23 protein-coding genes and 1 tRNA gene are annotated in these 23485 nt (G+C 69.9%); 10 read left to right on the top strand and 14 right to left on the bottom strand.

Annotation, left to right across the window (positions count from 1 at the left end; genetic code table 11):
- The first annotated feature begins 276 nt into the window (after positions 1 to 276).
- Entirely contained in the window at positions 277 to 1368 is a 1092-nt protein-coding gene (locus AC0Z9V_RS08580; RefSeq protein WP_485141290.1) for an SDR family oxidoreductase, read from the top strand.
- Between the two features lie 47 nt (positions 1369 to 1415).
- Here AC0Z9V_RS08580 and AC0Z9V_RS08575 read toward each other — a convergent pair whose 3' ends face one another.
- The 11 genes from AC0Z9V_RS08575 to AC0Z9V_RS08525 form a co-directional block, all read right to left on the bottom strand.
- Positions 1416 to 2402, bottom strand: coding sequence for a hypothetical protein (locus tag AC0Z9V_RS08575; RefSeq protein ID WP_485141233.1), 987 nt, complete (start codon positions 2400 to 2402; stop codon positions 1416 to 1418).
- 25 nt (positions 2403 to 2427) lie between these two features.
- On the bottom strand, positions 2428 to 2844 hold the full coding sequence (locus AC0Z9V_RS08570; RefSeq protein ID WP_133081336.1) for a hypothetical protein: 417 nt from the start codon (positions 2842 to 2844) through the stop codon (positions 2428 to 2430).
- Between the two features lie 5 nt (positions 2845 to 2849).
- Entirely contained in the window at positions 2850 to 4559 is a 1710-nt protein-coding gene (locus AC0Z9V_RS08565) for a helicase HerA-like domain-containing protein (protein WP_485141232.1), read from the bottom strand.
- 89 nt (positions 4560 to 4648) lie between these two features.
- Entirely contained in the window at positions 4649 to 6016 is a 1368-nt protein-coding gene (locus AC0Z9V_RS08560) for an ABC transporter ATP-binding protein (protein ID WP_133081334.1), read from the bottom strand.
- A 31-nt stretch (positions 6017 to 6047) separates the two neighbouring features.
- Positions 6048 to 6896 carry a carbohydrate ABC transporter permease gene (locus AC0Z9V_RS08555; protein WP_208739350.1) on the bottom strand — a complete coding sequence of 283 codons (849 nt, stop codon included), beginning with the start codon at positions 6894 to 6896 and terminating at the stop codon, positions 6048 to 6050.
- Positions 6896 to 7783 carry a carbohydrate ABC transporter permease gene (locus AC0Z9V_RS08550; protein ID WP_244186328.1) on the bottom strand — a complete coding sequence of 296 codons (888 nt, stop codon included), beginning with the start codon at positions 7781 to 7783 and terminating at the stop codon, positions 6896 to 6898. Before AC0Z9V_RS08550 ends, AC0Z9V_RS08555 begins: the two co-directional genes overlap by 1 nt.
- Before the next feature lie 122 nt (positions 7784 to 7905).
- Complete coding sequence (locus tag AC0Z9V_RS08545) at positions 7906 to 9216, bottom strand: extracellular solute-binding protein (RefSeq protein ID WP_485141231.1); 1311 nt, start codon at positions 9214 to 9216, stop codon at positions 7906 to 7908.
- A gap of 179 nt (positions 9217 to 9395) precedes the next feature.
- The gene (panD, locus tag AC0Z9V_RS08540) at positions 9396 to 9827 is read right to left on the bottom strand and encodes an aspartate 1-decarboxylase (RefSeq protein ID WP_208739348.1); all 432 of its coding nucleotides are present in this window, start codon (positions 9825 to 9827) and stop codon (positions 9396 to 9398) included.
- Positions 9828 to 9926: 99 nt separating this feature from the next.
- Positions 9927 to 9997: transfer RNA gene (locus AC0Z9V_RS08535), tRNA-Gly, on the bottom strand.
- Positions 9998 to 10020: 23 nt separating this feature from the next.
- Positions 10021 to 10518, bottom strand: coding sequence for a protealysin inhibitor emfourin (locus AC0Z9V_RS08530; RefSeq protein WP_459268000.1), 498 nt, complete (start codon positions 10516 to 10518; stop codon positions 10021 to 10023).
- Complete coding sequence (locus tag AC0Z9V_RS08525; RefSeq protein WP_485141230.1) at positions 10515 to 11561, bottom strand: M4 family metallopeptidase; 1047 nt, start codon at positions 11559 to 11561, stop codon at positions 10515 to 10517. The genes AC0Z9V_RS08530 and AC0Z9V_RS08525 overlap by 4 nt, the downstream gene beginning before the upstream one ends.
- A 69-nt stretch (positions 11562 to 11630) precedes the next feature.
- On the opposite strand from AC0Z9V_RS08525, the gene AC0Z9V_RS08520 reads away from it, so the two are divergent.
- A complete protein-coding gene (locus AC0Z9V_RS08520; protein ID WP_459268002.1) occupies positions 11631 to 12485 on the top strand; it encodes a tryptophan 2,3-dioxygenase in 855 nt (284 codons plus the stop codon).
- Between the two features lie 32 nt (positions 12486 to 12517).
- Entirely contained in the window at positions 12518 to 13093 is a 576-nt protein-coding gene (dcd, locus tag AC0Z9V_RS08515) for a dCTP deaminase (RefSeq protein WP_459268003.1), read from the top strand.
- Between the two features lie 4 nt (positions 13094 to 13097).
- Here dcd and AC0Z9V_RS08510 read toward each other — a convergent pair whose 3' ends face one another.
- Positions 13098 to 14486 carry an MFS transporter gene (locus AC0Z9V_RS08510; protein ID WP_208739329.1) on the bottom strand — a complete coding sequence of 463 codons (1389 nt, stop codon included), beginning with the start codon at positions 14484 to 14486 and terminating at the stop codon, positions 13098 to 13100.
- Between the two features lie 155 nt (positions 14487 to 14641).
- Here AC0Z9V_RS08510 and AC0Z9V_RS08505 point away from each other — a divergent pair, with 155 nt between their 5' ends.
- From AC0Z9V_RS08505 to AC0Z9V_RS08475, 7 genes are all read left to right on the top strand, one after another.
- Positions 14642 to 17638: a Na+/H+ antiporter subunit A gene (locus AC0Z9V_RS08505; RefSeq protein ID WP_485141229.1), complete on the top strand. Its 2997-nt coding sequence runs from the start codon at positions 14642 to 14644 to the stop codon at positions 17636 to 17638.
- A complete protein-coding gene (locus AC0Z9V_RS08500) occupies positions 17635 to 18120 on the top strand; it encodes a Na(+)/H(+) antiporter subunit C (protein ID WP_459268005.1) in 486 nt (161 codons plus the stop codon). The genes AC0Z9V_RS08505 and AC0Z9V_RS08500 overlap by 4 nt, the downstream gene beginning before the upstream one ends.
- Positions 18117 to 19727 carry a Na+/H+ antiporter subunit D gene (locus AC0Z9V_RS08495; protein WP_133081325.1) on the top strand — a complete coding sequence of 537 codons (1611 nt, stop codon included), beginning with the start codon at positions 18117 to 18119 and terminating at the stop codon, positions 19725 to 19727. Before AC0Z9V_RS08500 ends, AC0Z9V_RS08495 begins: the two co-directional genes overlap by 4 nt.
- Positions 19724 to 20272: a Na+/H+ antiporter subunit E gene (locus AC0Z9V_RS08490; protein ID WP_485141228.1), complete on the top strand. Its 549-nt coding sequence runs from the start codon at positions 19724 to 19726 to the stop codon at positions 20270 to 20272. Before AC0Z9V_RS08495 ends, AC0Z9V_RS08490 begins: the two co-directional genes overlap by 4 nt.
- A complete protein-coding gene (locus AC0Z9V_RS08485; RefSeq protein WP_133081323.1) occupies positions 20269 to 20526 on the top strand; it encodes an MrpF/PhaF family protein in 258 nt (85 codons plus the stop codon). Before AC0Z9V_RS08490 ends, AC0Z9V_RS08485 begins: the two co-directional genes overlap by 4 nt.
- 4 nt (positions 20527 to 20530) lie before the next feature.
- Entirely contained in the window at positions 20531 to 20935 is a 405-nt protein-coding gene (mnhG, locus tag AC0Z9V_RS08480; protein WP_459268008.1) for a monovalent cation/H(+) antiporter subunit G, read from the top strand.
- Positions 20936 to 21112: 177 nt separating this feature from the next.
- Positions 21113 to 21490 (top strand): response regulator transcription factor, encoded by a 378-nt coding sequence (locus tag AC0Z9V_RS08475; protein WP_133081321.1) that lies wholly within the window; start codon positions 21113 to 21115, stop codon positions 21488 to 21490.
- A 94-nt stretch (positions 21491 to 21584) separates the two neighbouring features.
- On the opposite strand, the gene AC0Z9V_RS08470 is transcribed toward AC0Z9V_RS08475, so the two are convergent.
- Both AC0Z9V_RS08470 and AC0Z9V_RS08465 read right to left on the bottom strand, forming a co-directional pair.
- Positions 21585 to 21926 (bottom strand): UBP-type zinc finger domain-containing protein, encoded by a 342-nt coding sequence (locus tag AC0Z9V_RS08470; protein ID WP_459268009.1) that lies wholly within the window; start codon positions 21924 to 21926, stop codon positions 21585 to 21587.
- On the bottom strand, positions 21923 to 23482 hold the full coding sequence (locus tag AC0Z9V_RS08465) for an FAD-dependent monooxygenase (RefSeq protein ID WP_459268010.1): 1560 nt from the start codon (positions 23480 to 23482) through the stop codon (positions 21923 to 21925). Before AC0Z9V_RS08465 ends, AC0Z9V_RS08470 begins: the two co-directional genes overlap by 4 nt.
- Positions 23483 to 23485: the final 3 nt, after the last annotated feature.

The raw sequence follows: 23485 nt of genomic DNA, 5'->3' as shown, positions 1-23485 counted from the left end.
GGTGCCCTTCGTGTGTCCGGCGCCCGCGGCTCGGCGCCGGAACGTAGCGCGAGGGGGCGCGGGGTGTGCGGTGCGTGCGGGTGTCCGGCACGGCGATGCCGACCCTGGCCGGAGCAGGGAATCCCCCCACGCCTCGCTGCCGCCGGAATATCTTTTCGGCAGGTCGGCTTGTCGCCTTCGGAGCCCGCGACGATCGATGCCTCCGCCGGCGGCCAGGACGTCCGCGGCAGGCAGGCATCCGCGGGCAGGACGCGACACGACGAGAAGGAGCGCAGGATGACGGCAGGGACGGCAGCAGCATCGCAGGGAGAGCGGACGGCACTCGTCGTGGGAGCGACCGGCATCGCCGGCTCCGCGCTCGTCGAGCAGCTTCTCGCCGAGGGATGGTCGGTGCTCGCACTGTCCCGCACAGCCGGCGCGGAACGCAGCGGCGTGCGCTGGCTGTCGGCGGACCTGACATCGGCCGAGTCCCTGTCCGCCGCCCTCGCCCCCGTGGACCCCAGCCACGTGTTCTTCACGGCGTGGTCCCGGCGGGACACCGAGGAGGAGAACATCGCCGTGAACGCGGGGATGCTGCGCGACCTCCTGGCCGCCCTGCGCGGCAAGGACGTGGCCCACGTGGCCCTCATGACCGGCCTCAAGCACTACCTCGGTCCCTTCGAGGCCTACGCCGCCGGTGAGATGGCCGACACCCCGTTCCACGAGGAGGAGCCGCGGCTGCCCGTCGCGAACTTCTACTACGCGCAGGAGGACGAGCTGTTCGCGGCGGCCGCCGCGCAGGGCTTCACCTGGTCGGTCCACCGGTCGCACACCGTGATCGGCCACGCCGTCGGCAACGCGATGAACATGGGCCTGACCCTCGCGGCCCAGGCAGCGCTGTGCAGGGAGACGGGTGAGCCGTTCGTCTTCCCCGGCTCGGAGACCCAGTGGAACGGGCTGACGGACATGACGGACGCCGGCCTCCTCGCCGAGCACATGCTCTGGGCCGCGACGACGCCCGGAGCCGCCGACGAGGCCTACAACATCGTCAACGGGGACGTGTTCCGCTGGCGCTGGATGTGGCCCCGGCTCGCGGCCTACTTCGGCGTCGACTGGGAGGGGTATGCCGGGTCGCCGCGGCCGCTCGAGCGGGCGATGGCGGGGCGCGAGGAGCAGTGGGCGGAGCTCGCGCGGCGCTACGGGCTCGCGGAGCCGCGCCTGGACCGCGTGGCATCGTGGTGGCACACGGACAGCGACCTGGGGCGCGACATCGAGGTTGTGACGGACATGGGCAAGAGCCGTGACGCCGGCTTCACCGGCTACCGGCGGACGCTCGACGCCTTCACCGCGCTCTTCGACCGGTACCGCGCCGAGAACCTCATCCCCTGACGCGGAGGAGAACCGCGCGGGCAGCCGAGGCTGTCCGCGTGGTTCTCCTAGTAACGGACGACGGGTGTCACGGTGACCTCGTCCCCGATCACCCGGAGGTCGGCCTCGAAATCGAACGGGACGGACTCCGAGACGTCCCGGACCGCACCGGAGAAGAAGTCCCTCAGCTGCGTCTCGATACGCGCCGACCCGCGCAGCGGTGCCAGCGACCATCCGCCGTCGGTCGGGGTGATCGTCGCCGTCGGGTACTCCTCGATGGACCACGCGATCTCGCCCGCCAACCGCTCGTTCGTCGGATAGTTGAACGGGCAGTTGGTCGGCTGGAAGACCGTCTGGGCCGCGCAGTCATCCAGGAAGGCCCGCAGCCGGTCGTCCACGGCCGAGGTCAGTTCCGGCGTCGCCTCCGTCGCGAGCGCCAGCAGCGGAGGCGCGGCGTCCCGGCCCGTCACCGTCACCGAATGCGCCGGCGCCCGGAAGTACCGTCCCTCGTACACGGCGTCGACGACCGCGGGGTAGAAGGACGCGAGCGCGGCCCTGCCGTCGGGAAGACCCACGTCCATGCCGTTCACCGCGGCCTCGACGCTGTTCAGGGCGGACACCTCGACCGTCGGCAGGACGGTCGGCTCGAACCGCCACACGTTGAAGAAGCCCCACTCCGTGCCCGTGCGCCGGAGCGGGAAGACCGTCGTCGACTCCGTGCCGTCGAGGGTGTAGGTCACCGGAACCTCGACGCGGTCCCCGCCCGTGTCGCGTGCCTCGCCCACCTCGACGTCGGCGAACGGAGCACTGGCCCGGCGGAGCGCGTCACCCTCGAGCAGGGCCGGATTCGAGCCCTCGGGTACTGACGCGTTGAGCAGGCCCAGTGCCTTGCCGCCGTCACCGTCGCGGAGTGCTTCGAGGTACAGGCCCACCTGGTGCTCCGGGCTGTAGAGCCGTCCGTTGAGGATCACGACGGCCGCGATGAAGGCTGCCGCGACGAGCATGAGGGCGAGCAGCCATGCTGCGACGACCTTCACTACGGGGCTGGTATGCACCTCTCAACGGTACCGGCTGCGCCGTTCAGCCGGGCAGGAAGCCCAGTGCGGCACCTCCGACGGCGAGCACGAGCCCGATCCCGGCGATGACCCGGGTGCCGCGGTAGGGCTCCTCGAGCGACCAGCGCGTGGGATTGCGGGCGTGGTAGAAGATGGTGACGTCCTCGCCCGGAGCGGGCGGTGGAGGAGCCGGCACGGAGCGGCGCCGCCGCATGCAGCTCGACCACAGGGCCTCGACGATCCTGTACCGGCTGTCGTGCCAGCGCAGGTACGGGTGGCCCTCGTGCTCGTACGTGACGGCCTGGGTCCTGGCCCACGAGCCGTAGACCAGCCGGATCACGAGTGCCGCGACGAGCAGCCCCACACCCAGGGCCGTGAGGGTGGAGCTCACGATCTCGGTCACGACCATCGGTGCGTCCTTCGGCGCCACAGGGCGTGCCATGGTCCTCAGGACCACGGGCGCCTGCGGCGCCTGGTCCCGAAGAGTCCGCGGGCCAGTTCCTTGCCGATCACCCCTGCAGCCCGGAGCGCGAGGTCGGCCATCTCGTCCCGGTCGGGCGCGCGCCCTGCCCACCGGTCCGTCCTCTGCGCACGACCCTGCCCGGAGCACCGTCCGTCGCCCTCCCCGCGGCCGCCGCTCCCGTACCCGGTCGCGGGACCCGCGGGAGGCGAGGACGTACCGAGGATCTCGTCCTCGATGCGGCGGGCCTCCGCGTCGCGGTCCTCCCGTCGCGAGGCGACGCCCGTCCCGGCCAGGGGATCGGCGCGGGTGCCTGATCCGCCGTCGGCAGCGCCTCCGGGCGCATCCCGTGCTGCCAGTGTCTCGAAGGCCGAGTGCCGGTCGACGGACTCGCCGTACCTGGCGAGGAGCGGTGATGACGCGACGGCGGCCGGCACGGTGCCCTCGGGTGCGCGGCCCATGACCGATGCGGGGGAGCGCAGGCGCGTCCAGGCGACGGGGGTGGGAGCGCCGTGCTCGTTCAGCACGGTCACCACGGCCTCGCCGATGCCCGCGGAGGTGAGGACCTCCTCGAGGTCGTAGGGGCTCGTCGGGAAGGTCGACACCGTGGCACGCAGGGCCTTGGCGTCGTCGGGCGTGTAGGCGCGCAGGGCGTGCTGCACGCGGTTGGCCAGCTGGCCCAGGATCTCTCCCGGGAGGTCCCTGGGTGTCTGGGTGATGAAGAAGATGCCGACGCCCTTGGACCGGATGAGCCGCACGGTCGCCTGGATGGACTCACGGAAGGCCTTCGAGGAACCGGTGAAGAGCAGGTGCGCCTCGTCGAGGAAGAACACGAGGCGGGGCTTGTCGACGTCGCCGACCTCCGGCAGCTCGGCGAACAGGTCCGCCAGCAGCCACATCAGGAACGTGGAGAAGAGCCGGGGTTTCTGCTGCACCGCGACGAGTTCGAGCGCCGTGATGATGCCGCGGCCGTCCGCGGCGGTGCGCAGCAGGTCGGCGGTGTCGAACTCCGGTTCGCCGAAGAAGGCGTCCATGCCCTGCGCCTCGAGGGCGACCAGCTCGCGCAGGATCACCCCGGCCGTCGCCTTCGAGAGGCCGCCGAGCAGTTCGAGGGCCTCCTTGCCCTCGGCCGAGGTGAGGAAGCCGATGACGGCGCGCAGGTCGGCGAGGTCGTAGAGTTCGAGGCCGTTCCGGTCGGCGTAGTGGAACACCAGCTGCAGACTGGATTCCTGCGTCTCGTTGAGGTCCATCACACGGCTCAGGAGCAGCGGCCCGAACGAGGAGATCGTGGCACGGACCGGGATGCCGTTCCCGTCCGGGCCGAGCGAGAGGAATTCGACCGGGAAGGCGGCGGGAGCCCAGTCCTGACCGACGCTCGTGGTGCGCTTCGCCAGCCGCTCCGAGGCGGTGCCCGGCGTGGCGAGACCCGTCAGGTCACCCTTGATGTCCGACAGGAAGACCGGGACGCCGTGCGCAGAGAGCTGTTCCGCGAGGACCTGCAGCGTCACGGTCTTGCCGGTACCCGTGGCACCGGCGATCAGCCCGTGGCGGTTCATCATGGCGAGGGGGAGCCGGACCTGGGCGCCGGTATGCAGCGTCCCGTCCACGAGGGCCGCCCCGAGCTGGAGGGTCGGTCCCTCGAAGACGTATCCGGCAGTGATGTCGGCGACCTGGTCGGCGCCGTCGTGTTCGACCATAGGGTCAGACTACACAGCAGGGCCGGCACCCGATCCGGTGCCGGCCCTGCTGTGGTTGCGCCCGCCTGCGCGGGCTGGGAACGGTCCGGTCAGCCCGCGGTGTGTCGCCCGCCGGCCGCCGTCGCGCCCCCTGACGAGCCCGCCCCGGCCTTCACCGTGGTGTCCTCGCGCCGGCCGGGAGCGCCGTCGGCGGAACCGTTGCCGTCCCTGCGTCCGTCCGCCTGCTGCGCGGTCGCGATCTCCTCGGCGCGTTCCTCGGCCGCCTCCCGCGTCAGCTCGGCGCCGGCCTCGGCGTCGCGGGTGAGGTTCTCTCCCGACTCGGCATCGAACAGGTGCAGCTTGCGCGTGTCGAGCCAGATCTCCGCCTCCCGCCCGCCGCGGATGCGGCTCGCCGCGTCCAGGGTGACGACGACCTGCGGCCGCAGTTCGTCCGCGTCCATGTCCCGGGCCAGGCTGTCGAGCAGTTCCCTCATCTCCGGGGCCGGATCGAAGTTGATGTACCCGTACTGCTCGTTCCCGAGCCACTCCGTGTGGGTCAGCGTGGCCGTGAACGTGGACCCGTTCGACTTCTTGTGGTCCTCCACGAGCTTGGCGTCCTCGAAGAACTCCGGCCGGACGCCCACGAGCACGACCTTCTTGCCCGCCGCCTTCCGCGCCTTGTCCTCCGGGATCTCGAGGTCGCCGATGGCCGTCCTGAGCAGGTTGCCCTCGAGGGTCGCCGGCAGGAAGTTCATCGACGGAGAGCCGATGAAGCCGGCGACGAACAGGTTGACCGGCTGTTCGTACAGTTCACGCGGCGAGGCGATCTGCTGCAGTTCACCCTTCTTCAGCACGGCCACGCGGTCGCCGAGCGTCATGGCCTCCGTCTGGTCGTGCGTCACGTAGACCGACGTGACGCCCAGGCGCCGCTGCATCTGGGAGATCTCCGAGCGCATCTGGCCGCGGAGCTTCGCATCGAGGTTGGAGAGCGGCTCGTCGAAGAGGAAGGCGTCCGCCTGCCGCACGATCGCGCGTCCCATGGCGACGCGCTGCCGCTGGCCGCCGGAGAGGTTCGCCGGCTTGCGCTGCAGGTGGTCGGTGAGTTCGAGGGTCGCGGCCGCCTCGGTGACGAGCTTGTCGACCTGCTCGTCGGAATGCTTGCCCTTCGCCAGGCGCAGGGGGAACGCGATGTTCTCGTACACCGTGAGGTGCGGGTACAGCGCGTAGTTCTGGAACACCATCGCCAGGTTGCGGTCGCGGGGCGCCTTGTCGTTCACGCGCTGGCCGTCGATGAGGAGATCGCCGTCGGTGATGTCCTCGAGGCCCACGATCATGCGCAGCAGCGTGGACTTCCCGCAGCCCGAGGGGCCGACCAGGATGATGAACTCGCCGTCGGCGATGTCGATGCTGACGTCGTTGACGGCGGGGAAGCCGTCGCCGTACTTCTTGACCAGGTGATTGAGGGTGATGGAAGCCATGGTGCGAAATCCTTTACTTGAACCGGGGGCGTTAGCCCTTGACGGCGCCGGAGGTCAGGCCCGAGACGATCTGGCGTTGGAAGAGCAGGACCAGGAGGACGATCGGGATGGTGACGATGATCGCCGCCGCGGAGATCGCCCCCGTCGGTGCCTCGAACTGCGATGCACCCGTGAAGAAGGCGAGGGCGGCGGGCACCGGCCTCGCCGCCTCGGTGGAGGTGAGCGAGATGCCGTACACGAAGTCGTTCCAGGCGATGAAGAACGCGATGATCGCGGTGGTGAAGACTCCCGGCGCTGCCAGGGGCACGATCGCCTTGCGGAACGCCTGCCACGTCGTCGCGCCGTCCACCTGTGCGGCCTGCTCGAGCTCCCACGGGATCTGCCGGAAGAACGCGGCGAGGGTCCAGATGGAGATCGGGAGGGTCAGTGACAGGTACGGGATGATCAGGCCGAGCCACGTGTCGTAGAGCCCGATGGTGCGCCACAGGTTGAACAGCGGCGTCACGATCGAGATGACCGGGAAGATCGAGACCGCGAGCGCCGTGGTGAGGACCAGCTTCTTGCCCGGGAAGTCCAGCCTCGCGATCGCGTAGGCGCACAGGGTGGCCAGGACGACGGCGATGAAGGTCGCGATCAGCGTGATGCCGATCGAGTTGCGCAGGGCCGAGAGGAACAGCCCCTGGGCGTCTCCCACCAGGATCTGCTCGTAGTTGGAGGTGGTGGCCCTGCCGGACGTCGGGAGGAACTTGCCGCTCGTGAGGTCGCTGGGGGCCTTGAACGACGTGGCGAGGATCGAGACCACGGGGAACAGCGCGTAGATCAGGACGAGGACCGTCACGATCGCCCAGAGGATCTTGCCCCGGGTACTGGTGTTCGTCATTACTTTCCTCCCTGCGATCCGGCGAGATCGACCTTGAACAGCTTGATCGCGATGAAGCAGATCAGCAGGACGCACAGGAACAGGAGGACGGAGACGGCAGAGCCGAGCCCGATCTCGAGCCGGCTGATCGATTGTCGGTAGGCGAGCAGCGACAGCACTTCCGTGCCGTACGCCCCGTTGGTCATGATGAACACGTTGTCGAAGATCCGGAAGGCGTCCAACGCACGGAAGAGCACGGCGACCATGATCGCGGCCTTCATGTTGGGGATGATGACCTTGCGCATCTGCTCCCACCAGGTGGCTCCGTCGACCTTCGCCGCCTCGCTGAGTTCGTCGGGTACCTGCGCGAGGCCGGCGAGGAGGAGCAGCGAGATGAACGGGGTGGTCTTCCAGATCTCCGACGCCATGATGACGAAGAGGGCCGTGGGCCCCTGCGCGAACCAGTTCAGGTTCTCGTCGATGCCGGGAAGCCAGCCGAACCAGTTGTTGACGTACCCCGAGTTGATGTCGAACGCGTAGAACCACGCGAACGCGGAGACGACGGTGATGATGCCGTACGGCACGAGGATCGCCGTGCGCAGCAGACCGCGCACGGATTTCAGGGCCTTGTGCATCACGAGGGCGAGGGCGAAGCCGAGGACGAGTTCCACGATCACGGTGACGACGGTGATGAACACCGTGGTCCACAGGCCCGACCACCAGACCGGGTCGGAGAGGATCACGGCGTAGTTCCCGAGACCGATGAACTCGCGCTCGCCGGGGGCCGTGAGGCGGAAGCGGAACAGTGATTCGTAGATGGCCTGCAGGATCGGGTACAGCGTCACGAGCAGCATGATGACGAATGCCGGCCCGGCGAGGATCCAGCCGAGCCGACGCTCGGCACGCACGCGGTCGCTGTACTGCTTCTGGGGTTTCTTGGTCTTGCCGTTGCCCGTGCCGGTGTCGCGTTCGACGCGCGGGCCGGGCTCGGTGGACGACGCCGTCGTCGTCTTCGCTGGGATGGCGGAGGTCACAGGAGTTGCTCCCCTCGAAGGACCGATGTGATGAAGTCGCTCGACGTCTCCGGGGTGCTGTCCGGGTCGACGTCGGCGGGGGGCGCCCAGCGCTGCTGGATGCCGGTGGAGACCTCGTTGTAGAACGGGGTCTGCGGACGGGGTGCTGCTACCTGGAGGGAATCCCGGATGGTCTCGGCCATGGGGAAGGACTCCTCGATCCGGGGGTCCTCGTAGGCCTCCGTGTTGGACGGCGGATTGCCGTTGGTCACGAAGTACTCCGCCTGGTTCTCGACCGAGACGATGCACTGGACCGCTTCGTACGCGAGGTCGGGGTTGTCGCTCTCGGCTCCGACGCCGAGATTGATACCGCCGAGCGGGGGCGCCGACTCCTGGTCCGCCGTCATGCGCGGGAAGATGCCCCAGCCGAGGTCGTCGACGACCGCCTGGTCCAGCGTGCCCGCCTCGACGGCGGCCGTGGTCGCCGGCCAGACGAACGGGTAGTTGACCATGAAGGAGCCGGAGTCGCCCTGGAAGGCGATGAGCGAGGCGTTCTCGTCCTGGGTGGGAAGCCCCGGGCCGCCCAGTCCGTCCTTGCCGATCGTGGAGATCACCTCGGCTGCAGCGACACCGGCGTCGGAGTCGAGGCCGAGCTCGATGGTGTCCGCCGTCGCCTCGGGGTCGACGATGATGGAGCCCCCCGCCGACTCGATCAGGGCGTTCACCCAGACCGTCATCGACTCCGCCTGCGCGCCCTGGACGCCCAGGGACTTGTCCTGGCTCTTCGCGGCCTCCATGATCTGCTCCCACGTGACGGGCTTGCTCATGTCCAGGCCGGCGGCCTCCGCCACCGACTTGCGGTACCAGAGGATCTGCGTGTTGGCCCAGAACGGGACGGTGACGAGTTCGTCCTTCCAGGTGGCCCCGGCGAGGGCACCCTCGACGACGTTCTCCGTCGTGCTCTCCGCGACCTCCTCGGGCACCGGCGCCAGGAAGCCCGGCTCGGCGAGTTCCGGGATGAAGGGGGGATCGAGGCTCATGATGTCGAGCGACGAATCCCCCGCGGCGAGGCGCCGTGCGAGCTGCTCCCGCTGGGAGGCGGCGTCGCTCGGCAGGAGCGAGGTCTCGATGCGGTAGCGCCCGCCCGATTCGTCGCTGCACTTCTGCGCTATTGCGGCCTGGCCCCCGTTGTCGGGGTTGATGTACCAGGTCAGGGAGTTGTCAGCCTGTGCCGGACCGCAGCCGCTCATGGCGAGTGTCCCCATGATCATGCTCACGACGACGGCGGCCTTCGGACGGCTCTTGCGTGTTCTTCGACTAGTCGGCATTCGTACCGAGCCTCCACATCCTCGTAGACAGCCCGGCTGACGGTTCGAGCGAATCGACAGCCTAAGCAAGCTTGCTTTTCGACCCTATGCCTTGCCGCCCCAAACCGCTAGGCAGTCTGCTGACCATCGCGCAAAAGGGCGTGCAGGACCGACGGGAGATGCCGGAGGTGCGAGGTGGTTCAGGCGGAGACGGCGGAGTTGTCCAGCGCGAAGGGCGGGCGCTCGAGGTCACCGGTGACCGCCTCGGCAGGATCGGAGCCGAGCTCGACGATCCGGTTGCCGGCGTCCACGTGCACGACGGTGGGGACGAAGGCACGCGCTTCCTCGGTGGTCATCTGCGCGTAGGTGATCAGGATGACGAGGTCGCCGCGCTGGACGAGGTGCGCCGCGGCGCCGTTGATGCCGAGGACGCCGGATCCCCGCTCGCCGGCGATGGTGTAGGTCTCGAGCCGCGCGCCGTTGGTGATGTCGACGATCGACACCAGCTCGCCGGGCAGGATGTCCGCGGCATCGAGCAGGTCCAGGTCCACCGTCACGGACCCGACGTAGTGCAGGTCGGCATGGGTGACCGTGGCGCGGTGGATCTTCGACTTGAACATTGTGCGATTCATCGCCTCAAGAATACGCCGGTCGGGCGCATGCCGCGGAGCGGCGGAAGGTGTCCTTGGGCACACCCGGAGCCCCGGGGACGGACCCCGCCGGGGGTCGAGAGCGGGCGACGGGAATCGAACCCGCGTATCGAGCTTGGGAAGCTAGCGCTCTACCATTGAGCTACGCCCGCACGGTTGGAACCGCTCCATCACCTTACAACAGTTCTTGCGGCTTCCCGGGACCGGCGTCGCCTGCGTGCTCGGGACCCCCGTCCGGACCCGCTGCGTCGGCTCCGTCAGCCGCCCCGGACGCTGCCCGGCCGGCCCGGGACCCCTCACGCTCTCCGGCCGTGACCGGTGCCCCGTCCGTAGTTGCGGCCGCGGGAGCGGCGCGCGCCTCAGCCCGGGCCCGCTCGATCAGTTCCCGCCAGGGCTCCTCGAGCCGGCTCTCCGGCACGTACACCTCCGTGTAGCCGATGGCGATCCGATAGGTGAAGCGGTCGCGCTGGGCGCCCGGCGCGGACCCGGCCGCCTGCGCGGCATCCCCGGCAGGAGGTCCCCCGGCGCGGGTACCGCCCTCCGGGCCGGCCGCACCCGCTTCCGCCTCCGCGAGCGGCAGCCAGCGTTCCTCGGCCTCGGTGCGGCTCACCTCGATGCTCCAGGTGCGGGTGAGCCCAGCGAAGCCGCCCGAGCGGGTGATCTCGATCCTCACGGCAGCACGCCGACCTGGGACCAGGCGCCGGTGACCGCTCTGGCCTCGGGACTGCCGGCGCCGAAACGCTTCTCCGCGGCGCCGACGGTGGCACGCGCGAAGGCCGGGAAGTCGCAGTCCGGTGGGATGGTGCCCCCGAGGACGGCGTCGTACCAGATGCGTCCGGCGCCCTCCCAGGCCCGTCCGCCGAGGGCGGTCGCCGCGAGGTAGAAGGCGTGGTTGGGGATCCCGGAGTTGATGTGCACGCCGCCGTTGTCCGACGTCGTCTCCACGTAGTCCGCCATGGTGGCGGGCTGCGGGTCCTTGCCGAGGACGTCGTCGTCGTACGCGGTGCCCGGTGCCCGCAGTGAGCGGAGCGCTTCCCCCTGCACCTGGGCGGTGAAGATGCCGGCTCCCACGAGCCAGGACGCGTCGGCCGCGTCCTGCCGCAGTTCCCGCTGCTCCACGAGGACACCGAACACGTCCGATAGCGACTCGTTGAGAGCGCCCGACTGGCCCTGGTACTCCAGGTTGGTCGAGTACTGCGTGAAGCCGTGGGTCAGTTCGTGGCTGATGACGGTCAGGGAGGCCGTGAAACGCCCGAAGATCTCGCCGTCGCCGTCGCCGAACACCATGCGCCCGCCGTCCCAGAACGCGTTGTCGTAGCCGGTGCCGTAGTGCACCGTGGCCTCGAGCGGCCTGCCGGCGCCGTCGATCGAGGACCGCCCGTACTCCTCGCTGAACAGCCGGTAGGTGGAGCCGAGGCCGTCGTAGGCCTCGTCCGCGGCGACGTCGCCCGTGGCGGGTGCGCCCTCGGCCCGCACGAGGTTCCCGGGGAGCTCTTCGCGGCCGCCCGCGTCGGAGATGCGCCGGGTCAGGGTCCCCACCACGGCGGCCCTCCGCACGGGGGCGCTGAGGGCTTCCGAGCGGACCTGCAGGACGGGGTCGAGCTCCAGCAGGGCGTGCCGCGCCGCCCGGGCGGCGACGGTGAGCCGTGGATCCTGAAGGGCGGCGAGGCGCGTGAGAAGGTGTGGTGGGACGATGCTGCAGTGCATTCGCTGCATGGGGCCTCCTTCGGGTTGGACCCAACCTAGACCCGCAGGCCGACAATCCTCGGCACGTAGGCTTGCGCCATGAGTGCAGAGCGGAACACGCGCAGCCTGGAGCAGGGCATCGAGCGGGATTTCTCGGACAAGATGAGCTACGGGTCGTACCTGGAGCTGGACCGGCTGCTCGACGCGCAGCATCCCGTGAGCTCGCCCGAACACCACGACGAGATGCTGTTCATCATCCAGCACCAGACCTCCGAGCTGTGGCTCAAGCTCGTGCTGCACGAACTCACGGCCGTGCGCCTGAAGCTGCAGAGGGACGACCTGAGGGCGGCGATGAAGGGGATCGCACGCATCAAGCACATCCAGCGCTCCCTGACGGAGCAGTGGTCGGTGCTGGCGACCCTCACGCCGTCCGAGTACGCGGAGTTCCGCGGCGACCTGGGGTCCTCGAGCGGCTTCCAGTCTTACCAGTACCGCGCCGTCGAGTTCCTGCTCGGCAACAAGAACGAGGCCATGCTCCAGGTGTTCGCGGCGGACCCCGCGGCCGAGGCCCTCCTCTCGGACCTCCTGGACCGGAGCAGCGTGTACGACGAGTTCATCGCGCTCCTGGCACGGCGCGGGTATGCGATCCCGGCAGACCTGCTCGGGCGGGACGTCCGGGTGGCGCACGAGTTCCATCCCGCGCTCGTCGCCGTCTACAAGGAGGTGTACGAGGACGCCGCGGGCCACTGGGACATCTACGAGGCCTGCGAGGAGCTCGTGGATCTCGAGGACAACTTCCAGCTGTGGCGCTTCCGCCACCTGAAGACCGTCGCGCGGACGATCGGATTCAAGCCCGGCACCGGGGGGTCGTCCGGCGTCGGGTTCCTCCAGCGGGCGCTCGAGCTGACTTTCTTTCCCGAGCTCTTCGCCGTCCGCACCGAGATCGGCCGCTGAAGGGCGCGGATCGGTGCTGGTAGTTTTGGACGGTGCTGATCTCCGACCGCGACATCCGAGCAGAACTGTCCGCCCAGAGGATCGTCCTCGAACCCTTCGATCCCGCGATGGTGCAGCCCTCCAGCGTCGATGTCCGCATCGACCGCTACTTCCGGCTCTTCGACAACCACAAGTACGCCCACATCGATCCAGCCGAGGACCAGCCGGACCTCACGCGCCTGGTCGAGGTCGGACCCGACGAGCCGTTCATCCTCCACCCGGGGGAGTTCGTGCTCGGGTCCACCTATGAGACCGTCACGCTTCCCGACGACATCGCGGCGCGGCTCGAGGGCAAGTCGTCGCTGGGTCGGCTCGGGCTCCTCACGCACTCGACGGCGGGCTTCATCGATCCCGGCTTCTCCGGGCACGTGACCCTGGAGCTCTCCAACATGGCGACCCTGCCCATCAAGCTGTGGCCCGGTTCGAAGATCGGCCAGCTGTGCTTCTTCAAGCTGACCTCGCCCGCCGAGCACCCCTACGGGTCGGGGGAGTACGGCAACCGCTACCAGGGACAGCGGGGCCCGACGGCGTCGCGCAGCCACCTCAACTTCCACCGCACGGGCATCTGAGCCCTCACGCCTCGGGCACGACGGCACGCACCACCCGGGCCGGCGGCCGGACGGGCAGCAGGACGAGGAGTCCCGCGAGCAGGACCACGAGGATCCCGATCACGCCGTACAGCTGCGAGCCGAACACCCCGATGCACAGGGCGAACAGCGTCGGGGCGAGGAAGCTCACCGCACGGCCCGTCGTGGCGTAGAGGCCGAACAGTTCGCCCTCGTCGCCGACCGGCGCCAGCCGCGCGAGGTAGGCCCGCGACGACGCCTGCGCCGGTCCGACGAACAGGGTCAGCAGCAGCCCGAAGACCCAGAAGGTCGTGTCGGAGGTCCAGTCCATGCCGAAGAAGGAATGCGTCTCGGTCCCGAGCAGGAGGATCGCCGTCCCGGCCACCAGCAGGCCCACCAGGGCGCCGATGATCACACGCTTCGGGCCGATGCGGTCGTCGAGGAAGCCGCCGATCACGGCGCCCGCCGCGGCGATGACGTTGGCGGCGATGGCGAAGACGATCACCATGCTCGCGGAGAACCCGAACGCACCGGCCGCCAGGATCCCGCCGAAGGTGAAGACCGCGGCGAGGCCGTCCCGGAAGATGGCACTGGCGAGCAGGAAGAAGATGGTGTGGGGGCTTTCCCGGTAGATGGCCTTCACGCGCCGCACCAGCAGACCGTAGGAGGCGAGGAACCCCAGCTGGGCGGCCCGGGCCCGGCGGGGGACCTCCGGCACGGCGAACATCACGGGCAGGGCGAACGCGGCGAACCACAGGGCCGAGAAGACGGCGACCAGCCGGATGTTCAGGCCGTCCTCGCTCGAGGCACCCGCCCAGTCGACGACCGGCTGGATGAACACCACGAGGACCACCACGAGTGCCACGATGCCGCCCACGTAGCCCATGGCCCACCCGAAACCGCTGACCCGGCCGATCGTCGACGGGGTCGAGATCTGGGTCAGCATCGCGTTGTAGTTGACGCCCGCGAACTCGAAGAAGATGTGGGCGGCGGCGATGAGCGCGACGCCGAGGACCAGCATCCCGGGGCTCGGGAACACGAAGAAGCACAGCGCGGTCAGCACGGCCACGATCAGGGTGTTCACGCCGAGCCACAGCTTGCGGCGCCCCCCGCTGTCCGAGCGCTGCCCGGTGACCGGAGCCAGGAGGGCGATCAGCAGGCCGGCGACCGCGAGGCCCCAGCCGAGCACCTGTGAGGCCCGTTCCTCACCGCCGAAGGCGTCCGACGTGAGGTACACCGTGAAGACGAACGTGGTCATGACGGCGTTGAAGGCCGCCGAGCCCCAGTCCCACGACGCCCAGGCGAGGACGGGCTTGCTGAAGATGCGGCCTGAGCCCACGGCCGGAAGGGGAGCAGGGGCCTCCGCGGGGGGCGGAACCTGCTGATGGGTACTCATACGGTGAATGCTAGCGCCGTATGATCCTGGTCACGCCCGCACCCGTCGAAGGCGCGCGGCGAGCCGGACCGGCCGGTATCTGTGGAAGGCCGCGCCCATTCGTTCGATAGACTGGGGAAAGCCCGACCGACCCCCAGTGGAAGATCGAGACTCCCATGATCCCCGTGCTGCTAGCGATGTTCGCGCTGGCACTCGGAGCGCCCTTCCTCTTCTCGCGGCTCGGCCGGTCGGCCTTCTTCATCCTCGCCGCCGCCCCTGCTGCCGGCTTCGCCTGGCTTCTGGTCCAGCTGCCGCAGGTCCTCGCGGCGGACCAGGGTGCGCCGAACGGCCGGCCCGGTGCGCCGCCGTCCGTGGTGATCCCGTGGATCCCCAGCCTGCAGCTCGAGCTCGCCTTCCGGCTCGATGCGCTCGCCGCCGTCCTGTGCATCCTGATCCTCGGCGTCGGAGCACTGGTCCTCTTCTACTGCGCGCGCTACTTCAAGAGTGACGACCCGGACGTCGGTGCCTTCGGCGCACAGTTGCTGGCCTTCGCCGCGTCCATGTTCGGGCTGGTCACCGCCGATGACCTGATCCTCATGTTCATCTTCTGGGAACTGACGACCATCCTGTCCTACCTGCTCATCGGCTATGCGCGCCAGCGACTGTCGGCCAGGCGTTCGGCGCTGCAGGCGCTCATCGTCACGACCTTCGGCGGACTGGCGATGCTGGTGGGCCTGGTGATGCTCGGGGAGGCGGCGGGCACCTACCGGATCTCCGAGATCCTCGCCGGGGCCCAGGCGCTCGCGGGGCGGGGGGCGCTGGTCGACATCGCGATCGCGCTGGTCCTCGTCGGCGCCATCACCAAGTCCGCGCTCGTCCCGTTCCATTTCTGGCTGCCGGGAGCGATGGCCGCGCCCACGCCCGTGAGTGCGTACCTCCATGCAGCGGCCATGGTGAAGGCCGGGGTCTTCCTCGTCGCGCGCTTCGCCCCGGGGTTCGGCGAGACCGCCTTCTGGTATCCCGTGATCTTCGTCCTCGGGATGGCCACGATGCTGCTCGGCGGGTGGCGCGCGCTGCGCCAGTTCGACCTCAAGCTCGTCCTGGCCTACGGGACCGTGAGCCAGCTCGGTTTCCTGACCATGGTGGTCGGGCTCGGCGGACCCGATGGCGCGGTGGCCGGCCTCGGGCTGCTGCTGGCCCACGGCTTCTTCAAGGCGACGCTCTTCCTGGTGGTCGGGATCATCGACCACCAGTCCGGGACGCGCGACCTCCGGGTGCTGTCCGGGGTCGGCGCCACGTCACCGGCGCTCTTCGCGGTCGCGCTGGTGGCGGCCGGATCGATGGCGGGCGTTCCGCCCCTGCTCGGGTTCGTAGCCAAGGAGTCCGTCCTCGAGGCCTTCGCGCACCGCGCCGAGGACGGTCCGGCCGGGACGCTCCTGCTGGGCGGGATCGTCCTCGGTTCGATCCTCACCTTCGCGTACAGCGCGCGGTTCGTGTGGGGTGCCTTCGCGCTGAAGCACGGCGAGCCGCAGACGCCGTTCAAGCGCGTCCGGATCTCCTTCCTGCTCGCGCCGGCCCTGCTCGCCGTCGCCTCGGTGCTGTTCGGGCTGTGGCCGGCACCCCTGGATGCCGCGATCCAGCCGTACGCCCGGCTGTTCCCGGACGGGGCCGCCACCCCGCACCTGGCCCTGTGGCACGGGTTCAACCTCCCGCTGCTGCTCTCGATGGTGACCATCGGTGCCGGCGTCGCGCTCTACCTGCTGCGGCGGCCCTTCGAGCGGCTGCAGGGCCGCCTGCCGGCCGTGCGGGAAGCGGAGGTGCTCTACCGCTCCCTGATCGGCGTCCTGGACGACGTCGCCGTCTGGATCACGGGGCGCACCCAGCGCGGCTCGCTCTCCTTCTACCTCTTCGTGATCCTGGCCACCGCCGTCGCCACACCGCTCGCGGCACTGATCCTGTTCGATGCCCCGCTGCCCTCGGACTTCCGGATCGCCGAATCGCCGGCCCAGGTCGTCGCGGCGGTCGTCATCCTCGGAGGGATCCTGGCGGCGCTGCGTTCCGACAAGCGGTTCATGGCCGTCCTGATGGTCGGCATCACCGGATACGGCATGGCGGTCATCTACGCCCTGCACGGCGCACCCGACCTCGCCCTCACCCAGATGCTCGTCGAGACGATCGTCCTGGTCGCATTCGTCCTCGCGCTGCGTTCGCTGCCGGCCCGCCTGTGGAACAGCAGCGGAAGCCGCCATCGCCTGCTCCGGGCGGGTCTCGGCATCGCGTTCGGCGGCATCATGGCCGTCATCGCGATGTCGGCCATGGCCTCCCGGAACGCCGCGCCCATCTCCCTCGCCTACCCGGAACTGGCGTACGGCGAGGGCGGCGGGGCGAACGCCGTCAACGTCCTGCTCGTCGACATCCGCGCCTGGGACACGCTCGGCGAGATCACCGTGCTCGCGATCGCCGCCACCGGCATCGCGAGCCTGATCTTCATCCGCGGACGCGGTGACCGGAGGCGACGCGCCGATGACGTCGAGGACGGATCGGTCGACCGGGGCCAGGAGCCGCTGAACGCCGGGGGCCGGGAGTCCGCCGCCCGCCTGCTCGCGGCCCGCTTCGCCGATGTTCCGCGGGACCCCTGGCTCGTCGCGGGCAGGACCCTCGCGCCCGAGCGGCGGTCGATCATCTTCGAGGTCATCACGCGCCTGCTCTTCCACACGATCATCCTCCTGTCGATCTACCTCCTGGTCGCCGGCCACAACCTCCCGGGCGGCGGGTTCGCCGGCGGGCTCATGGCAGGGATCGCGCTCGCGGTCCGCTACCTCGCCGGTGGACGGTTCGAACTCGCGGAGGCCAGCCCGGTCAGCGCCGGCGCGTTGCTCGGCGTGGGGCTCGCGATCGTCTCGCTGACGGCCGCCGCCCCGCTCCTGTTCGGCGGAGCGGTCCTCGAGAGCTACATCCTGGAGTTCTGGCTGCCGGTCTTCGGCGACGTGAAGTTCGTGACCTCGACCGTCTTCGACATCGGCGTCTACATCATCGTCGTCGGTCTCGTCCTCGACGTCCTGCGCAGCCTCGGGTCGGAGATCGACGAGCGCAGCGAGACCGAGGGCCCGGTCGAGGAACACCCCGGCTCCGATGCCCTCGTCCCGCCCGCCGTGGAAGGAGCACAGCCATGACCGTCAACATCACCCTGATCGTGCTGATGGCCGCCTTCTTCGCCGCCGGGATCTACCTGCTGCTCGAACGGAGCCTGACCCGCGTGCTCCTGGGCCTGATCCTGATGGGCAACGGGGCCAACATCCTGATCCTCGCGATGAGCGGAGGCGGCGGGAAGTCCCCGCTCTACGTCGCGGGGACACCGGCCGAGGGGTATACGGACAGCCTGCCGCAGGCGCTGATCCTGACGGCGATCGTCATCACCTTCGCCGTGACGGCCTTCATGCTGGGCATCATCTACCGCTCGTGGGTGCTGGGTCGCGAGGACAGCGTCCAGGACGATCCCGAGGATCGCCGCGTCGCGGACCAGGACAGCTACGACTACGAGGACGACGCCGACATCGCTGCCGATACTTCCGAATTCTCCGACGACGAGGGCTCCGCGACCGTGCCCGACGGCGGGCCCGGGCCCGACGGGCCGACGGCCGGGGTCCGCCGATGATCGCCGCCGACCTCGCGCCCCTCGCCGTCGTCCTGCCGTTCCTCGGAGCGGCGGTCACCTTCATCCTCATCCGTCACTCCCGCGGTCAGCGGGCCGTGAGCATCACGACGCTCAGCGTCACCCTGTTCATCGAGGTCGTGATGCTCCTCGCCGCGCCCTCGGAGGGGACGCATGCGGTGAGGCTCGGCGGGTGGGAGCCACCCTTCGGCATCGTGCTCGTGGTGGACCAGTTCTCCGCCCTGATGCTCGTGGTGTCGTCCGCCGTCAGTCTCTCGGTGCTCATCTACGCCACGGGCCAGGGGATGTCCGACGGCGACGAGGACGGACCGGTGTCGATCTTCCACCCCACCTACCTGATCCTCGTGGCCGGGGTGTCCAACGCGTTCCTCACCGGTGACCTCTTCAACCTGTACGTGGGGTTCGAGATCCTCCTCACCGCGAGTTACGTCCTGATGACCCTGGGCGGCACGGCGCCGCGCATCCGCGCCGGGGTGACGTACGTCGTCGTCAGCGTGGTGTCATCGATGCTCTTCCTGATCGCCATCGCGATGATCTACGGGGCGACCGGCACGATCACCATGGCGGACCTCGCCGTGAAACTGGAGGCCGTGGACCCGGCGACGCAGATGGTGCTCCACCTCATGCTGCTCGTGGCGTTCGGCATCAAGGCCGCGGTCTTCCCGCTCTCCTTCTGGCTCCCGGACTCCTACCCCACCGCGCCGGCACCCGTGACCGCCGTGTTCGCCGGCCTGCTGACCAAGGTGGGCGTCTATGCCATGGTCCGCGTCGAGACCCTGCTCTTCCCGGGCGACCGCATCAACTCCCTCCTGATGGTGGTCGCGCTGCTGACCATGGTGGTGGGGATCCTCGGAGCGCTGGCCCAGGCGGAGATCAAGAGGCTCCTGTCCTTCACGCTCGTCAGCCATATCGGGTACATGGTCTTCGGGCTCGCCATCTCGACGCGGGTGGGCCTCGGAGCGGCGGTCTACTACGTGGCGCACCACATCACGGTGCAGACGAGCCTCTTCCTCGTCACGGGCCTGATCGAGCGCCGGGGCGGGACGGCCAACATGGACCGGCTCGGCGGGCTGGCGAAGCTGTCACCGCTCCTCGGGATCCTCTTCTTCCTCCCGGCCATGAACCTCGCCGGCATCCCGCCGTTCTCCGGTTTCCTCGGCAAGCTCGGACTCATCCAGGCGGGAGTGGCCCTCGGGACCCCCCTGGCGTACGTGCTGGTGGCCGGCGGAGTGCTCACCAGCCTGCTGACGCTCCTGGTCATGGCGCGGGTCTGGAACAGGGCGTTCTGGCGCAGCCCGGCCGACGCGGAGGACCCGGATCCGATCCTGCTCGCCAGCAAGGCCGACGGCTCCAGCGTGGGTACCTCCCGCCATGTGACGGGCGAGGACACGGGACGGTTCGCGGGCAAGGACCCCGTGACGCTGCTCCCGGGCACCATGACCGGTCCCACGATCGGGCTCGTGGCACTCGGGCTCGCCCTCACGTTCCTGGCAGGGCCGCTGTTCACGCTCAGCGACGACGCGGCCTCCGAGATGCTCGAGCGCACACCCTACATCGAGGCCGTCCTCGGGCCGGGGGCGGACGGATGAGCCGCCAGCGCATCCCCCTCATCACCGAGCTCCCGCTCGTCGTCTGGCTCGTCCTCGTCTGGGGGGCGCTCTGGCAGGACTTCGGTCCCGGGAACCTCGTCTTCGGGGCGATCATCGCGTACGGGATCGTCAACTTCTTCTACCTGCCCCCGGTGGAGCTGACGGGCCGCTTCAACGTGCTCTGGCTCCTGCCGTTCATCGGCCGGTTCCTCCTCCAGCTCGTGTTCGCGAGCGTGCAGGTGTTCTGGCTCGCCATCAGCAAGGGGCCGTCCCTCCGGAATGCGGTCGTGGCCGTGGAGCTCCGGAGCCACTCGGACTTCCTCGTCACGGCGACCGGTCACGCGATCTCGCTCATCCCCGGGTCCCTCGTCCTCGAGGTGGACCGCTCCACCTCGACGCTCTACCTGCACTGCCTCGACGTCGAGACGGAACAGCATGCGGAGGCGGTGCGTGCCGAGGTCCTCGCGACGGAGGCATGGCTCATCCGCATCATGGGGAGCCGGGCCGATCTCGCCGCGCTCCGGTCCGAGGAGGCACGGCGATGACGGCGGTCATATATGTTGTCGGCGGAATACTCTCCGTCGCGGCCGTCCTGGCCGTGTACCGGGCGGTCCGCGGTCCGTCGATCCTCGACCGGGTCCTCGCCCTCGACGTCATCGTCGCGATCATCGGCGCGGCGTTGGTGCTGAACATGGTGGTGAACCAGCATCTCGACAACCTGGTCCTGCTCGTCGCGGTCTCGCTGATCGGGTTCATCGGGTCCGTCACGGTGGCGCGGTTCGTCACGGACAGGAAGTAGCGCCATGGTCGACGTCGTCGTGTCCGTCCTCCTGATCGGCGGAGCCCTCATGTCCCTGGCCGCGGGAATCGGCCTCGTGCGCTTCCCGGACCTGCTCTCGCGGATGCACGCAGCCACCAAGCCGCAGGTCCTCGGTCTCCTGCTCTTCCTGCTGGCGCTCGCGGTCGACTCCGGGAGCTGGGCCCTGGTCCCGCTCCTCGTGCTGTGCTGGGTGTTCCAGCTGCTCACGAGCCCGGTGTCCGCGCACATGGTCGGCCGGGCGGGCTACCGCACGCGGCACCTCCGGCGCGACCTCCTCACGCTCGACGAGCTCGACGACGTCGTGGCGCATGCTGCGGGGGACCGGGCGCACCCCGGGTCCCGCCGCTCACCGGACGCACCCGTCGAACGGGACGACGACGCTTCCTGAGCAGCCGGGACGGGCTGCCCGGTGTCCGGTCGTCCCGCCGGACCGATACCTCCGGCACCCGGAGGCCCCGGACCGATACCTACGGCGCCCGGAGCGCCGCCCGGTGGCGATGCTTCGGTACCGGAAGGTAAGGTTGCTTCATATCGACGGGTCGACACGACAGTGCAGGGTGGTGGAATGGACGAGCAGCGGAACGCCGTGGTCATCGAGGACGACGCCGACATCCGCCAGCTCCTCGTGATCGTCCTGTCCTCACGGGGTTTCACGGTGCACGAGGCCGTGACCGGCGCCGAGGGGGAGCGCCTCGTGGAGACCGTCGACCCGCAGCTCGTCACACTCGATCTGAACCTCCCGGACTCGGACGGCATCGATGTCTGCGCCCACCTCAGGGTCGGGTCGGACGCCCACATCCTCACGATCTCCGCGCGGCCGCCACAGCTCACGGAGGAGCAGTGCCTGGCCGCAGGGTCGAACCACTTCATGGCCAAGCCCTTCAGCCCACGGCTCCTCGGCGCGTACCTCGACGGTGTCTTCCCCCGGGCGAGCGCCGCCTGACCGGACGTCCCGGGCCCGCGTCGGGGCTTCGGCGGAGGACCCCCCCCCGCCGGGACGTCGGTCGACCACGGCTGCGTCCCGCTCCCGCAGGATGTCAGGACATGCGGGCCCGCCAGTCCTCGGGCACACGCCCTGCCGGTCCGGGCACCGGCTGGTCCGAGGGGTGGCTGGTCGGCGCGGCGAGCGGGCGGCCCTCGACGAACTCCTGGACGCGGTAGTCCCAGAACCAGTCCTCACCCGGTTCGAAGGACATGACCACCGGATGCAGGGTGTCGGCGGCATGCGCGGAGGCGTGCCGGCCGGGTGAGCTGTCACAGCAGCCCACATGCCCGCAGGCGGCGCAGCGGCGGAGGTGGACCCACCAGCCGCCCGAGTCCCCGCATTCCTTGCAGCCGGTACCCGAGGGGTGTGCGCCGGTGTCGATGGCGTCCGTCATGGCCGTCTCCTGTCGTGGGGTCGTGCCGGGGGAAAGCCGCCGGGTGCGCCGAAGGCCCCGGCGGCGTCGTCCGGACGCGCTGCCGCGGCCACGAATCCGTCCGGACGCACGAGGTAGAGCATGCCGGGCCGGAGCGGGGTCGCCCCGACCGTGGGGAAGACGTGGAGGGGCAGGTCGAGGTCCTCCGCGGCGGCGCGCGCCCGCCGTACCGCGGTGTCGTCCGGCGCGTACAGATGCAGCTGCCAGGCAGCGGTGCGCAGCGCATCGAAGTTCGACCCGGTCCAGTGCAGGCGCCGCCCCACGACGGCGTCCCGTCGTCCGGGCCGGTTCCCTCCGTCCATCCGGTAGTGGATGCGGATCTGGCCGAGGTAGCCCGCGAGGCGCCGTCCGACCGGCAGGCGGGGGAGGAGTGCCACGCCGAGGGGCAGGACGATCCGCGGTGCGTACCTCCGCACGAGCCCCACCGCTGCCGAGCGGGACGTGACGCCGCGGAACACGAGGTCCGTGGTCTTCAGGAGACGCACGGCCACGGGCCGGCGCTCGGTCTCGTAGCGGTCGAGGAGCGTGGCGGGCGCGCGCCCGGAGATGACGTCGTCGAGCTTGAAGGCGAGGTTGTGGGCGTCCTGCAGTCCCGTGTTCATGCCCTGCGCGCCGACAGGGGAATGGACGTGGGCCGCATCGCCGGCGAGGAGCACGGCGCCGATGCGGAAGCGCGCGGCGATCCTGTGGTGGACGCGGTAGGTGGAGAACCAGCGGGAGTCCTCGTAGGTGACCCCGAACGTCTCCGCCATCCGCCGCCGGGCGAAGGCCTCGGTGATGGCGGCGGCGTCGTCGCCGGCGACTCCGATGAGCCGCTGGCCGTTCCTGCCGCCGTGCGACCGCATGGGGAAGGCGAGGAGGAACTCGGCGGCACCCTGGCGGATGTTGACGGAGGCGGGGGCGAGTCCGCTGACGCCGAGCGCATCCACGAGGTAGAAGGTCTGCCTGCTGGTGGTGCCCTCGAACGCCGTACCGGTCGAGGTGCGGACGGTCGACGACGCCCCGTCGCACCCGACGGCGAAGCGCGCCCGGAGGGGCGAGGAGCCGCCGGGCCCGTCGACGACGGCGAGGACGCCGCCGTCCACCTGCTGCAGCGACGAGACCCGGTGCCTCCACCGGACGGACCCTCCGATCGCGCCGAGGTTGTCGGCGAGGATGCGCTCGTTGGCGCTCTGCTCCAGGATGTACATCCCGGGGTAGGGCGTGAGTCCGCGCCCCAGCCCTGTCAGCGGGATGGGCGCGAACGATCGGCGCTCGAAACCCTGCCGCAGGGATGCGGCACGGACGGCCTCCGCGAGCACGCGGTCGACGACGCCGAGCTGGTCGTAGATCTCCATGGACCGCGAATGGACGCCCAGGGCCCTGGACTCCCGCGTGGGGCCGTCCTTGCCGTCGAGCAGCGCGACGTCGAGGCCCAGCGTCACCAGCCAGTTCGCCAGCATCAGGCCGGTGGGGCCCGCGCCGACCACGAGGACGTCCACGGCCTCCCGGCCGGTCCCGTCCTCCGCCGTGGTCATCGC

The sequence above is a fragment of the Arthrobacter sp. UYP4 genome (assembly GCF_057291175.1).
The sequence above is the reverse complement of the archived record's forward strand: the minus strand, read 5'-3'. Positions and strand labels throughout refer to the sequence as shown.

Excerpts from the sequence above, each read along its gene's own strand:
- AC0Z9V_RS08545 (WP_485141231.1), bottom strand. The coding sequence starts at position 9,216 with ATGCCGACTAGTCGAAGAACACGCAAGAGCCGTCCGAAGGCCGCCGTC.
- AC0Z9V_RS08505 (WP_485141229.1), top strand. The coding sequence starts at position 14,642 with ATGATCCCCGTGCTGCTAGCGATGTTCGCGCTGGCACTCGGAGCGCCC.
- AC0Z9V_RS08580 (WP_485141290.1), top strand. The coding sequence starts at position 277 with ATGACGGCAGGGACGGCAGCAGCATCGCAGGGAGAGCGGACGGCACTC.
- AC0Z9V_RS08565 (WP_485141232.1), bottom strand. The coding sequence starts at position 4,559 with ATGGTCGAACACGACGGCGCCGACCAGGTCGCCGACATCACTGCCGGA.
- AC0Z9V_RS08520 (WP_459268002.1), top strand. The coding sequence starts at position 11,631 with ATGAGTGCAGAGCGGAACACGCGCAGCCTGGAGCAGGGCATCGAGCGG.
- AC0Z9V_RS08495 (WP_133081325.1), top strand. The coding sequence starts at position 18,117 with ATGATCGCCGCCGACCTCGCGCCCCTCGCCGTCGTCCTGCCGTTCCTC.
- AC0Z9V_RS08555 (WP_208739350.1), bottom strand. The coding sequence starts at position 6,896 with ATGACGAACACCAGTACCCGGGGCAAGATCCTCTGGGCGATCGTGACG.
- mnhG (WP_459268008.1), top strand. The coding sequence starts at position 20,531 with ATGGTCGACGTCGTCGTGTCCGTCCTCCTGATCGGCGGAGCCCTCATG.
- AC0Z9V_RS08475 (WP_133081321.1), top strand. The coding sequence starts at position 21,113 with ATGGACGAGCAGCGGAACGCCGTGGTCATCGAGGACGACGCCGACATC.
- AC0Z9V_RS08525 (WP_485141230.1), bottom strand. The coding sequence starts at position 11,561 with ATGCAGCGAATGCACTGCAGCATCGTCCCACCACACCTTCTCACGCGC.
- panD (WP_208739348.1), bottom strand. The coding sequence starts at position 9,827 with ATGAATCGCACAATGTTCAAGTCGAAGATCCACCGCGCCACGGTCACC.
- AC0Z9V_RS08560 (WP_133081334.1), bottom strand. The coding sequence starts at position 6,016 with ATGGCTTCCATCACCCTCAATCACCTGGTCAAGAAGTACGGCGACGGC.
- AC0Z9V_RS08465 (WP_459268010.1), bottom strand. The coding sequence starts at position 23,482 with ATGACCACGGCGGAGGACGGGACCGGCCGGGAGGCCGTGGACGTCCTC.
- AC0Z9V_RS08490 (WP_485141228.1), top strand. The coding sequence starts at position 19,724 with ATGAGCCGCCAGCGCATCCCCCTCATCACCGAGCTCCCGCTCGTCGTC.
- AC0Z9V_RS08470 (WP_459268009.1), bottom strand. The coding sequence starts at position 21,926 with ATGACGGACGCCATCGACACCGGCGCACACCCCTCGGGTACCGGCTGC.
- AC0Z9V_RS08485 (WP_133081323.1), top strand. The coding sequence starts at position 20,269 with ATGACGGCGGTCATATATGTTGTCGGCGGAATACTCTCCGTCGCGGCC.
- AC0Z9V_RS08510 (WP_208739329.1), bottom strand. The coding sequence starts at position 14,486 with ATGAGTACCCATCAGCAGGTTCCGCCCCCCGCGGAGGCCCCTGCTCCC.
- AC0Z9V_RS08500 (WP_459268005.1), top strand. The coding sequence starts at position 17,635 with ATGACCGTCAACATCACCCTGATCGTGCTGATGGCCGCCTTCTTCGCC.
- AC0Z9V_RS08570 (WP_133081336.1), bottom strand. The coding sequence starts at position 2,844 with ATGGCACGCCCTGTGGCGCCGAAGGACGCACCGATGGTCGTGACCGAG.